We start from the raw sequence: 13,853 nt of genomic DNA on the forward strand, positions 1-13,853 counted from the left end.
GGTTCAGGTTGGTTCATTCTAGGAGAATGAACCAACCTTGGGCGCGCCAGAAACTCAGGCGAAACGGCCGACCACCCAGTCCAGCGCGCGCGGGAAGAGGCGACTGGCCTGTACCAGCAGCCAATCCGGCCACGTAATGTACACCTCGCGCCGATCATGCGCGATGGCGTCGGCAATCGCTTCCGCCACCCGCCGCGCCGGAACCCCGGTGCGCCTGACGCGCCGTTTCACCTCTGTGCCCAACCGCGCCTGGTAAAATTCCGTTTCCGTCAGCCCCGGATAGACGAGCGTGACGAGGATGGGCTGCCCCTGCAACTCCATGCGCAGGCCCCGCGTGAGGGCGTTTAAGGTGGTTTTGGAGGCGCAGTAGAGGCTGGATTCGGGCACGATCTGTTGGCCGACGATGGAGGAGACGTTGACGATTTGGCCGCGCCGCTGCCGCAGCATGTGCGGCAAAACGGCCTGGATGGCGTAGACCGGCCCCAGGACGTTGGTGTCCATGATGGTGCGGACGTCGTCGGTGGGGATTTCTTGCAGGGTGGAGCGGTGGCCGATGCCGGCATTATTCACCAACACATCCACCCGCCCAAACGCCTCCACCGTCCGCCGCACCAACTCCTGGCAGAACGCCTCCTCGGCAATATCCCCCGCCACCACCAGCCGCTCCCCCGGATAATGCGCCAGGTGCGTCGCCAGCGCCTGCAACCGCTCCGCGCGCCGCGCCGTCAGCACCACATTCGCGCCTTTTTGCGCCAGCACCCGCACCGTCTCCGCGCCGATGCCCGCGCTCGCCCCCGTAACAATGATTACGCTATCTGCTATCTTCATTGGATTCCTTTCCTTCGGCAGGCAATTGCCGCCCGCCACTCCCCTCCACCGTCCGCCCCGACGCCCGCCAGGCGCGCCGCGCATCCTCATACCCCAACTGATACACGCGCTCATGCCCCGCCGCCGTGTAGCTGATAATCTGCTCCACGGGAATAGGGCGGCGCGGGGCGACAATAATCGGTTCGGGCAAATCCTGCCACGATTTTTCCAGAATATCGGGCACGCCGTTGTGGTCCGCGTCCGCCAGCGGCGGCAGTGGCTCCCCCGCCAACTGTTGCCGCGGCAGCGTATTGGCCGCCTGCAGCCGCGCGTTTTGCAGTTGCAGCCGCACCAACTGGTTTACCCGACGAAACAGTTTCAAATCCGCCTGGAACGATGCCAGCAGCGCCCACTCAAACGCCGCGCCGGCCGCATCCAGCAGTGAGCGGGGCTTGTTTGCTATCTCCCCCGCCTCGTCGTCATCCTCCCACGGTGTCATCAGCACCACCACAATCTCTTCTGCCCCAGCATCAATCGCCGGACTCAGCGGCGTATTCGCCACTGTGCCCCCATCCCAATACAGCGTCTCGTGCACCGTCGTGGCCGGATAAACAATGGGGATGGAACAACTGGCGATAATGTGGTCCAGCGTCAGCGGCTCCTGGCGCACCTGGCTGGGAAACACGTCTGCGCTGTTGCCGAACACGCACAGCCGCCCCGTTTCCACCTCCATGGCCGTCACGCGCAAATGTACGCGCGCCTCCGCCGAATTGATGCGCGCGAAATCGACCCAGCCTTCCCGTAACAACGTCTGGCGCAGCGGGGCCGTGTCCAGCAAAAAATTGCCCGCCAGCGGGTTCAGATTCGCCTTTTGCACCTGTTTTGTGTCCAGCCGCCGCCACAGCGCCCACAACGAATGCGCGTCGTGCCCGGAGGCAATCGCCGCGCCGTTCACCGCGCCAATCGACGTGCCCACAACCACGTCGGGGAACCACTCATGCTCCTGCAAGAAGCGCAGCACGCCAATGTGGTACGCCCCGCGCCCCCCGCCGCCTGATAAGACCAACGCTCTTTTTCGCTGTCTTGTGTTCATAACTCCATTCAGTTTCTCAAGGTAACTGTCAACGCTCTCGTGGACTGAGCTTGTGGAAGCCGGTATTGCCTTCGGCAGGCTCAGGCAACGGGCTACCCCAAGATTGGTTCATTCTCCAGGAATGAACCAATCTAAAGTCCAAAGTTGATTTTGGGCGAACCCTTAGGAGCGGAGATTAAATAAGACAACGAAGTTGTTTCCTTACCGCTCCTTCAAACTGGCGATGCAGTTTCGTTTCTTATTTCATCGCCAGTCCTTAGCAGTTACCTGATAAGTCTAATTATATAGTGGATAAGAAGCGGAGGACAGTTGCCGGTCGTCCGTTTTCCGTTGTCGGCTTCCCGTTGACGGTTGATTTCTGGTTGTTACGGCGCGCCTGACGGTATAATCGCCACGATGGATAGACGAATTCCCTCTGGTCGCCGGTGGCGGTCGCCGCTGGCGGTCGCCTTGTTGATCGGCGTGTTGGGCAGTGGCGCATGGGCGGGTATTCTGCCCGCGCTCCCCTGTTCCGACGATGCCGCTTTCCACCTGCTGCGCCTGACCCAGCTTGACGTGCTGCTGCGGCAGGGCGTCTGGTACAGTCGCTGGGCGCCGGACATGGCGCAGGGATACGGCTATCCCCTGTTCAACTTCTACGCTCCTCTTGCTTACTACGCCGCCGCCCTGCTGTCGCATTTGGGCGCGGGGCTGAACCTCGGCTTGCGGCTGGCCTTCGCCCTGAGCATTTGGGGCGCGGGGCTGTCCACCTACCGCCTGGCGCGGGACTACGCCAGCCGCCCCGCCGCGCTCACCGCTGCCGTGGCCGTCATGTACGCCCCCTACCTGGGGTACGATGTCTATTTTCGCGGCAATCTGGCGGAGTCGTTTGCCTGGGCGCTGCTGCCGCTGGCGCTGTGGACGATAGGGCGATTGGCGCGCGAGGGGGGGCGGGGCTGGGTGGCCGCCGCCGCGCTCAGCTACGGAGCTGTGCTGCTCACGCATAATGTTTTTGCCCTTATTTTTAGCCCGCTGCTGGCCGGGTTTGCCTTGTTGAACGGGTGGTTGGCGGGGGCGGCGCGCCGTCGCCTGCTGCCGTTGGGGGTGGCGCTGGGGTTGGGGTTGGGGGTGGCGGCTTTCTTTTGGATGCCGGCACTTCTGGAGCGACCCTACATCCACAGCGACCGCCTGCTCGTCCCGCCCATTTTCGTCTACTGGAACAACTTCATCACCCTGGACGAACTCCTCGCCTGGCCCCGCGCCATCCACCCCGACCTGATCAACCCCTCGCCGCCGCGCGCCCTGGGCATTCTGCCCCTATTCCTGGCTTTGCCCGCCCTGGCGCACTTGCGCCGCGGCACGGCCCGGCGCACACTCGCGGGAGGCGTTGGAGTGGCGCTACTCGCCTACATTTTTCTGATGCTGACCGTTTCCGAACCGGTGTGGGCGCGCGTGCCACTGTTGGAATTCGTGCAGTTTCCCTGGCGGCTGTTGGGACCGGCGGTTATTTGCCTGGGGCTGCTACTGGCGCTGGCGGTGGACGTGTGGCCGGGCGCGCGTGGTCCCGTGGTTGCCGCTGGCGGGGGAATTCTGCTCCTTTCGCTGGGGAGCCTGTTCTGGTTCAATCCCCGTTATTGTCCTGGCGTGATGCAGCCGACCGCCGCGGACATCCGCTTGTTTGAGCAGCAGACGGCGACAATTGGGACGACGGCGAAGGGGGAGTATGTGCCGCGCGTGGTGGCGGTGATGCCCACGGAGCCGGCGGACGTGCCTTTTATTTTGCCTCCGGAGGCGCAATTGACGCGAACCTTGCCGCAGGCGGTGGGGCGGGCGGCCGTGGTTGAGGCGGCTGCGCCGCTGATGGTGACGGCCAGCCTGTTTTATTATCCGGGTTGGGAGGCGCGGGTGGATGGGGTGGTTGTGCCGGCATTTCCCGCGCCACAGACGGGATTGGTGACATTCGAAATGCCGGCAGGCCGGCACGAACTCCGCGTCGTCTGGCGCGAAACCCCCCTGCGCCGCGCCGCCGATCTCCTCTCCCTCGCCAGCCTGGCCGCCATCCTCCTTCTATTCGCTACGGCGCGCCGGCGAACCGCCGCCCATGTCCCCACCGCCGCGCCCCTCGCCCCCTTCTGGCTGCTGGCCCTGCTCCTCAATGCCGGCCTCTGGCTGCTGCTGCCGCGCATCACGTCCCCCCTGCGCCATCCCCTGCGGCAAGAGAGCCGCGTAGCCGCGAATATCACGCCGCTGGATGTGCCTTTTCAGGATGGTATGCGCTTGCTGGGGTACGATTGGCGGCAGGTGGAGCCGGGAACCTGGCGCATTGACCTTTACTGGACGGCCACGCAGACGCCCATCCGCCCGTACCAGACAACCCTGGAGTTGGTGGGCGCGGATGGTCTGCGGTGGTCGCCGAAGGAGAGCGACCCGCCGCGCGATTTTCGCCCACCGTATGACACGCGCGCCTGGTCCCCCGGCCAGGTGGCGGTGGACAGCCACTTGCTGCGTCCGCTGCCGGGGACGCCGCCGGGGACGTACCGGGTAGACCTGCGCTTGTTTGACAAGGAGACGCTGGCGCTGCTGCCACGACCGGGCACGAATGCCGGCCCTGTGCCGCTGATGTCGCTGGCCGTATCGCGCCCGGCGCAGCCGCCGACTGTGGCGGACCTGGACATGGCGCGGCCGTTGGCCGTGACCTGGGGAGATGTGGCCTTGCTGGGGTATAACGTGGACCGGCGGGAGGCGCGTCCGGGGGATCCGTTCCAGTTGACGCTGTTCTGGCGGGCGTGGGCCGCGCCCACGGTGGATTGGCGGGCGCAAGTGACGCTGTGGGGACCGGATGGCGCGGCGGCGCTGACGTTGAATGCGCCGCCGGCGGGGGGGGATTGGCCGACGACGCGGTGGCAGGCGGGGGATGTGTGGCGCGGGGTGTTGGGGGGGAGAATGCCGGCATCTCTCACCTCCGCCGCCTACCACTGGACCCTGCAACTTTGCCCACCCCAGGGTCCCTGTCTGGAACCGCCCGCCGACCTCGGCAGCCTGCAAATAGACGCCCCGGAGCGCCAATGGACCGCGCCCCCCATGCCGATGACCGTGGACGCGCGCTTTGGCGACATTGCCGCCCTGCGCGGCGCGGATGTGCGCGCGGATGCCGCCGCCGGAGCGGATGCCGCCGCCGAAGCGGATGCCGCCGCCGAAGCGGATGCCGCCGCCGAAGCGGATGCCGCCGGAGCCGTGGCCGTGACCCTCCTCTGGCAAGCGCAAGCGGAAACAGATACCAGTTATCGCGTTTTTGTCCATCTGCTGGATGCCGCGGGCCAGATCATCGCCCAGGCGGACGGCGAACCCGTCAACTGGACCCGCCCCACCACCGGCTGGCTGCCGGGCGAATACCTGCTCGACTCCTACCTGCTATCATTGTCAGCGCAGACCGATCTCGCGGGTTATCAACTCTCCATTGGCCTCTACGACCCCGTCAGCGGCGCGCGCCTCCCCATCCAACCGCCGACGCCCCCCTCCGACCACATCCTTCTTCCCCTCCCCTAACCCTTCTGCCTTTATCCTTCCCCCTTTCCCTCTCCTGGTTGCCTCTCCACGCCGCTGTCACTATAATGTCAACACGCCAACCGGGCGGAAGCAAGCCGAACATAGCAAGGTGGAATAATATGATCTCAATTTACCGCAGCGACGGTGAGTGGGTGGCCGTTTACGAAAGTGGTCACCTGTTTAGTGTTGAAGGGGAATGGCTTGGTTTCTTGGTGGGGCGGGAGATATATGACCCCAGCGGCAACTACCTCGGGTTCCTCAGCGATGATCGCCGTCTGCTGCGCAAGCGCACCCTCTGGCAGGAACCCGCCCGCCGCCCCCCGCCACCGCGTCCGCCCCGCCCCTTTATCCCCGCGAATATGCCCCTCGCCCCCCTGCTGCGCGCCCTGCCCTACCAGATCATCGATATGTTCGAGGAGTACCCGGAGCGATTCCTCTTTATCTCTGAAACCCGGCCCGATATGGAATAAATATGCGTTGGCGTTGTCTCGGGGCGCATCCGTGGAATTGGGAATTGAAGGGTGCGCCGGAAGGGTTCTTATTTGGTGGAGGCCATTGTGTTCGATACCATCCTCAAGCTCGAGAAGACGGGTCAATTGTATGCGGATGTTGTGGCTGATTGGTTGGATGCCGGCATTCCTCCGCGAAAACCGACGGCGACGCAACTAACGCGGCTGGCCCAACTGTGGCCACGACAATTCCTCGCGCAACACACAGCAATACTGCCACAATCGTTCCAGGTCATTGACATTGTTCTGGTAGACCTTGATGGGGACGGCACACAGGAGCTGCTGGTCGCCTGCCAGAACGGGATCATTTACGAATTTCCGCCGCCAACCGAACACGCCGCCTGGAATTCTGAAACAGCCTCGCAACCTACAGAGCATCAAATAATCGGACTACAGTCCCAACCCGCGACCTATGCAGGTGGTGCTGCTGCCTACGCCATCGTACGCCAGGATCAGAGGGATGTACGGCTTGAACTGTATTACGATAAAGCTGATTTACGGTTTGTGCGCCGCCCACGAAATCTGCCGGCGCGTCATATCAAAACGGGCTGTCGCTATGGACCGCCCACGACGGATGGCTTGTGGCACGCCGTGTTGGTTGAACATGAGCAGCACCCTGTTCTCCGAGGCATTTCACCGTTGGGAAAGGCAGCGGAACAGCCGCTATCTGGCCGTCCTACGACACTTGTTCATACGGCGCATTACGCCTGGGTAGGGGATGACAGAGAGTCACTTTGGTGTTGGCGCTGGCATGAGCAGGGATGGGTGACGCATGAAACGTGGCCGGAGATGGGCGTGCCGGTGAGTGGGCAGCCGACGGCCGCGGCGTTGTGGCGGCGTCCCTCCAGTAAAGACGCGGATGATTGGCTGCTGTTGTTGGCAACCAACGAACGCAAACTACTGATTATTGATATGACGGGCCATACACAGAAAGAGATCCCGCTGCCACATACTATCATGGCCATGGTTGCCGACTCGGAACAGGGTTATTTGTACGCTGCTTTTGATAATGGAGAGTTGTACTGTTTGCGGCCTGTTTGGGAGCCGCTGGCGACGGTTGTTTTACCGACGCTGGCGACTGCCCTGGGTCAGTTGTCGTCCGTGGAATTGGCGGCGCAACTGCGGGCATGGCTCGATTCAGGGCAGATGGACTGTTTTATTGCTGCTTTGGATGCTTTGTTGCATGATCCTGTGCCGGGTTGTCCTCCGATTGACGAGTTTTTGGGTAATTTATTGCCGGCAAACAGCGAGCAACTGTCGGCGAAGGAACGACTCCGTATTCTGGAAGTGATAGCCGACGCTGCCCTGCGCGCGGAGACCGTTGGTGATGCCATTGTCTCGTATTGGTTACGCATCGCCAGCCAGTGGCAGAGGGACATCACGCTTTCGCTCAGTCGCGGCGTTGATCTACTGGCCGGTCGTCTGGCGGCACGCTTTGGCCAAGAAATAAACGCAAATACCCATTACCAGGTGATTCGGGAAAAGCGAAAAATGGGGGACCGCACGCTGGCGAAGAACCTGGTGCAGCAGGGGCGGGTGGCGAATGATACGGAATTGTTAACGGCCGGGCTGTCTTTACACGCGCAGATGTTGGCGGATAGACGGCAGGTGCGTTGGTTGTTTGCCGCGGACACCTCGCTGCGTGACGTGGTTTCCATGCGGGAAAGCGGGCAGGTGTTTCTGACCACATGGTCTGGTTGTGTATATCATTTGGACCTGGCCGCGTCGCCAACGATCAAGGATTCGACCATTCTGGGGGGAGAGAATGGCCGTCACTTGCCGCACACGTTGGCCGCGGGTCGGTTGTTTAATGAGCGGGAGTATGTAATAGCGGTGGCGACGGCCGGGGGGCAGATATTTATCGGTCCGGCGTCATCGAGCAGTGAGTTGGCGGATTTGATGCCGGCATTTCACATCGGCCACAACATACAAGGGTTAGACATTGTCCCCCGTGAGCGCAGCAACGCCCCCCAGATCGTACTTTGCTATCGCAACGAAGTTGCTCAATACTGCCAGACATCCGCGGGCGAGTGGCAATTGACAAGGTCCTTTTCCCTGCCGGTGGAATGGATCAACACCCTCAAGGTGTCGTCTCTGGTGAAGGGAACCATGCCGGTCATTCTCGTTGGTGGAGCCGCGGCAAGTGGCAAAGGCGTCTTGTACCTCTTGAACCTGGATGGCAGTGAGCGTGCCAATTACCGGTTCAATGGGACGGTGCTAGATGTGGTGATGGTCGAGCAGGCCGGCCACGGCGATAAGCAAATTGCCGTGGCTTGTGATGATGGATACGTGTACTTGCTCAAGCATGATGGCGTGCAGCAGTGGCGCTATCAGGTAGGACTGGTGGCGCGTAATCTTGCCGCCTGCGATGTTGATAGCGACGGCAGTCAGGAAGTGATTGTGGGGGCGGAGACACAGGCGGGAGAGAACATGGTTTTGATCCTGGATGTGAGTGGTGCGATCAAGTGGCACATTCCCGCCATGTCGCCGATCACGCATGTTTCATCCGTGATGAGCCGAGACCGGCAGCCGTTGCTGCTCATGATTGACCTGAACCAGGCATTGCACGTGGTCCAGGTTAATCCGCCAGGGGAGCAAGAGGAGAAGGAAATACGCGCGGCAGCTCGTGATTGTCTGGATGAGTTGGCGCGATGCACAGAACGGACGGGCCTGGCGCTGACCATGGGTTGGCTGGCGTCATCCAAGAATGAACGGTTGGTGGGTTATGCGCTTTGTTATCTGGCTGGGGAGGCTTGTGCCGGCAATCGTGCCGCCGCGGAAATTCTGACATCCGTCAATGTGTCCTCACGATCTGATCAGGTACAACAGGCGTATGCGCAGGCGTTGGTAGACGCGGCTTGTTATGCCGAACCTGGGTCGGAACTGTTGTCCTGGATTGTTGAACGGCTCGTGGCCTTGTTGCGAGATGCCGGCACAGCCCCTCGTGCCGGCATCTCCGTGCTGCGCCACCTCATGCTTCCCGGACGCCTGCGCACCGGTGACCTGGAAACCTGGATGCCCGTGCTGCGTCAGGCCGCCACGCACGCCGAAGCAGAAGTGCAGCGAGCCGTCCTCTACGCCCTGCGACACCTACAGCCATTCGACCCTTCCAAGGTCACGCTGCCGCCGCATGTATGGGAAATTCTGCGCCTGATACTGCGCCCCAACAGCAGCGACGACGCCTGGGTTTTCGAGGACCTGGCAGCCTTCTTGCGAGATATGACCCTGGCGGATAACGTCAATCTATGGGTACTGGCTCATCGCGCTTTGGTAGAACTGGCCCGCCCTGGCATTCTTTCCATCCTCGGCAGTGGGGATAGCACACAGCGATCACCCCACCTCCTGGATTCCGAACCGTTGGCGGAGGCGATTCAATGCCTGGCGGATTTGCACAAGGATATCCAGTTGGAGGTAATCGCCGCGCAGTTGCAAGCCATCATCCACAATCTGCACGAAGCGCAACTATCACCGCCGCAAAACCAATCCTATCAGCGACGTTATTATGACATATATCGTCTGTTTGAGGTTGGACTGGAAAGCGAAAAATATGAGGACTGGCTGCAATTTGTAGGAGACCGGCTGCATGGGGGCGGTCTGGGGCGGTTAGGTGAGTTGTTGGACGAAATCATTCCGTCATCGGATCGCCAAACGAATGAATTGTTTCAGCGGATGATGCGCGAAGTGGCAGACTTCCAGGCGCAGTTATCACTGACAGCGGATAGCGTCGCTCGTGTCAAAGAATCTCTTCGGCGTTTGGCGTATGACTTTCGCCATCAGTGGGTAAGCGTTCCGGATCAAGAACGACGCCCTCCCCTGTTTGCGCGCCATCTGGCCGGCTTGTTATGGCGTTGGGTGCAACCGGATGGTCCCCTGGATGCAAAACTGGCGTTGTTGATGCGTCCGCCGCAGTTGGAGATAAGACCAGGGCAAGCGATACGGCGAGGGGATGAGTTGATGTTGGAAGTCGTGTTGCGGAATGTAGGACATGCCGGCAATCTTGAAGACCTCTCCGTCCAGATAGAGAAAACCAAATTGGCATATGGCAACCACATATATCCTTGTAGCGCAACAACGGAAACCCCCATCAAGGGGATGCGAATCGAATCGCAAGGCGAGCGACTTCTCCGATTACGCGCCATTCTGTCGCCCACAGCGCCCGCCGATCAGGTAGCTCACCTGACAATGACCATGCGATACTTCCTCCCGCCGGAGGGATGGAAGGATCATGCAGACGTTTTGCAATTTGACGAAATAACGTCCAGAACACGGGCTACATTGGAGTGGGAACAGGATTTGCCACGCACGGCTGAGCTGGTCATTCGCGATCTAGAGGTCAAACTCAAGCAACGAAAGCCAATTTTGCTGGAAGCGACGCCCTTTTCCCGCCCAGGGCTGATAAACGCTATCAATGAAAGGCTTTACTCCAGCGCGCGCCTGGTAGATATAGATTTGCGCCAATGGTCCAACACCCAATCTAATCTTGAAGCCAACCATCTAGTTGCTGATGAAAGCGAGTTTCTCGTCTGGCTGGCATCATGTATCTGGCCCGATGCAATGGCACAGGTCAGCAGGATACGGGGCATAGGCGTGCCCCGGCAGGCATTCAAAGACCTGGCGCGCAGTCAGACATTATCGCGTGGATTGCTTGTGAACCATTGGGAACGCCTCCTGTTGTATATGGGACGAAAAGGTGACCAGTGGCAGCCGTTGCAAACGATCTTTCCGTTCCTGATTGCGTGGACAAGGGAAAACAACATCCCCCTAATCCTCATAGGCACGTTCTTGTCTGAGCAAATTATGCGCCAGCGTTGGCCGGAGGTGGCTGAACAGTTCATATTCGTGCGTTGTGATCAAACAAGGCAAGACGATCCCCGCATACAGAAGGAGTTGGAAGACGCCATAAGTCGTCTTGTTGAGGAGCGCAATCTGGCGGATGCCTTACAACAATTCGCGCCGCAACCGACTATTCCCGATCTTGTGCGCTTATGTGGAGGTTATCTGCACTTCCTGGAGTTTGTGGCTTTAGATGGCTTGGAGAGACTTGATGAGCAGCCGGGGAGCCAGGTGCAAGATTGGATTCGCTATATGGTCACCTTTGCGCGCCAGGTAAATTTCTTTAACGCGCTTTGGATGTGGCAAGATTTCTTTGATCGTGTAGCCATTGTAATGGTGGCGCATGGAGAGATTCCGCTGCAAGAGCCAGGCTGGGTTGAAGAAGGCCTGACACTGAGCCGTCCCTATCATCCGCGCCAGGCGGATGGACGATTGGCCGGTGAGGCGCGTTTGCCGGCAGATCATACCCTGTTTGGTCATGATCTTACGATTATTCGTTCTAGCCAACAGTATCGCAGCGGTGATGCCTGGGTACGCGGGTTTCGGCTCAATCAGCCCGTCCAGGATGATGTTGACTCGCTCTTTCGCCAGCTTCTGCGTGCCGGTGGTGGTCAAGAACGTTTGGACCATTTGGTCAGGTTAGGGATTTTGCGCCGTCGCCGCAGTCGTCGCCTGAACGATTTCTATGAGCTTAATGTGCCGTTGCATGGTCATTGGTTGCGGCAGAGCGATATTTGGAACCATATGCGTGGCGCGGCCCAAAGCCGGAGCGATAGCTGGTATCCGGCAGCGTTGGCCCTTGATCATCGCCCCGCCGCGAGTTCAGAAAAGCAATTACCTCGCCTTTTTGCCGGCAAAAATGCCGGCACAGCCCATCAAGACATCCCCTTTGCCGCACTGCCTTCTATCCAACAACAATTACAACCCGCCACGCTTCCCCTCTGGCTCAATCTATATGGCTTGAGCGGGCGCGGACAGACGCACACGCCAGTACGTTGGCAGGCCCTGGTCAAATTGGCGGAGGCCGTGCAGTCGTGGCCGCAAGTAGAAACCATAACCCGCTCTGGAAGTGAAAGCAATCCACTCACATTGCTCATGGAAAGCTTTCCCGCATTGCTGAACCTCGAATTCTACTCGCGCACAGAAGGACCACTCGCGCTGTGTACGGCTGCTCAAGTCGCTCCCGCCCCGTTCGCCTGGGGTTTCGTCAAGTTTGCCAAGCAGGCAACCCTGCTGCGGAGACAGATACTACTCCTTTTCATTCATGATGGGCGAACACAGGCGGAAAAAGCCACCGCCCTACGTCATTGGGCGCGCGAGACATTTCAAAACCTGCTGAACGAAGCCGAGGCCGACGACATCTTTCGTCAAGAGCAACATGATCGACAGATACGTTGGGAGGAAATGATCGAACGGAGTGTTGTCTTGACCATTGTTGCCCGTGATGTGGACCCACTGCGGCGCGCGCTCCCTCCTGGTCGTGGCGGGCCGCACTTCGTGTTCTTCGATCTGCCCCGACTCACTGAACTGATAATGCGACCAGACCCGGATCGTGAGTTATTTAACAACGCCTTTGATGACATTGGTCGCCACTCGTTTTCTCCCTACAAACTGCATGGTAGTCTGGCCATCGGATCACCTCTCTTTGTAGGGCGTAAGAAGGAACTAACACAGATTTTGCAATCGTTGCATACCGAAGATCATGCTGTATTAGGCAGTCGCCGCATTGGCAAGACTTCCCTATTACATGAACTTTCCTACCGGCTGCGCCAACCAGGCTACCAGGAACGGATGTTGACCCTGCTGCTGCGCCTGGGTGACGGAAGTGATGAGCGTGGCTTCTATGACGAAATCCGGCACACGCTTAGGAATGCCGGATACGGGCACCTGGCGCAAGACTTGCCGGCACACCCACAGGGCAACTACACGGCATTACGGGATGTTATGCAAACGTTGTCTCAACAATTCGGGCATCCTGTCGTTATACTTATTGATGAAATTGACGGTCTTTACCTGTGGGATCGGAACCACAATGGACAGCGGTTGTTCCAATTCTTGCGTAATAACCTGGCGCAAACACAGCCGCGCCTATGCACCTTTATCATGACGGGCTACCATTACATCCTGCTAGATCGGCAGCGACATGGCTCAGTCTTCTTCAACTTCTGCCAATTTCATAACTTTGCGGCTATTGAACCGGATGGGGTAGAACACCTGGTGTTGATGCTACGTGAACTTCAATTGGAGATCAAAGAACCGGAACAGGTGATTCATCTGGTACAACAGGGTACTTATGCGATCCCTTATTTCGTGCAGCGGACTTGTGATGACCTGTTGCGGCGCGTGGACCGTCGCCCTGGCAAGGATTGGGTAGATGCGCAGGATGTGCAGACGGTACTGGAAACGGATATTCGTCAACGGCTGCGCCAGGAGCTGTGGGATGAACTATTGAGTGAAGTGCCTTTGTTGTCTACCTCATCCGCCGACCGGAGTGACGAACCCTGGGCACGACAAAACCTGAAGAGCAGAATTATCTTGCTGGCCACTATACTGGAGCGTTATCAGCATAAGTTTGATACTTCTTTGGCCCGTGTGCCCTTATCACCGCGGGCGGCGACTTTCACGGCCGCCGATGTGATGAAGAATTTGCAGGAGCTATATCCGGAGTTGGTTCCATCCCCATGGGCAATTAGCGAAGGTGAGGTGCATCGTCTGCTTAGTCCGTTAACGATGACGCTGGCCCTGGGGCTGGTGGAAACGGAGGAGTTAACGTATTGCTTCCCTAATGACATTTTGCCTGATGTTCTCTATTTTTATCAAAACCAGCCCCGGGAGAAGATGGATTTGATAAATGAGTTGGACAGATTCGTGCAAGAATTGTTGCGTCAACTAGGGCGCATCCGTACTTAGTGGCTGTTCACAATTAAGCTAGTGGAATTGTGCGAACAGCTTGTCAGTAACCGTCCGATGAAAACGTGAAGTTATTTTCGGACGGTTACTTAAGGTGGGAAATGACGGATGCGCCCTTAGGACTGGCGATGAAATAAGATACGGAATTGCATCGTCAGTTTGAAGAAGCGGTAAGG

Annotated in this window: 5 protein-coding genes; 3 read left to right on the plus strand and 2 right to left on the minus strand. The window is 59.2% G+C overall.

What is annotated here, in order from left to right:
• Nucleotides 1-54: 54 nt before the first annotated feature.
• Nucleotides 55-828 (minus strand): SDR family oxidoreductase, encoded by a 774-nt coding sequence (locus H6650_11580; GenBank protein MCB8952646.1) that lies wholly within the window; start codon nucleotides 826-828, stop codon nucleotides 55-57.
• Entirely contained in the window at nucleotides 812-1,900 is a 1,089-nt protein-coding gene (locus H6650_11585) for a patatin-like phospholipase family protein (protein MCB8952647.1), read from the minus strand. Before H6650_11585 ends, H6650_11580 begins: the two co-directional genes overlap by 17 nt.
• Before the next feature lie 396 nt (nucleotides 1,901-2,296).
• Between H6650_11585 and H6650_11590 the strand changes: the two genes are divergently transcribed.
• From H6650_11590 to H6650_11600, 3 genes are all read left to right on the plus strand, one after another.
• Entirely contained in the window at nucleotides 2,297-5,425 is a 3,129-nt protein-coding gene (locus H6650_11590) for a hypothetical protein (protein MCB8952648.1), read from the plus strand.
• 119 nt (nucleotides 5,426-5,544) lie between these two features.
• Entirely contained in the window at nucleotides 5,545-5,895 is a 351-nt protein-coding gene (locus tag H6650_11595) for a hypothetical protein (protein ID MCB8952649.1), read from the plus strand.
• A gap of 87 nt (nucleotides 5,896-5,982) precedes the next feature.
• On the plus strand, nucleotides 5,983-13,677 hold the full coding sequence (locus tag H6650_11600) for a hypothetical protein (protein MCB8952650.1): 7,695 nt from the start codon (nucleotides 5,983-5,985) through the stop codon (nucleotides 13,675-13,677).
• Nucleotides 13,678-13,853: the final 176 nt, after the last annotated feature.

The sequence above is a fragment of the Ardenticatenales bacterium genome (assembly GCA_020634515.1).
In the GTDB taxonomy this organism is placed as follows: Bacteria; Chloroflexota; Anaerolineae; order Promineifilales; family Promineifilaceae; genus JAGVTM01.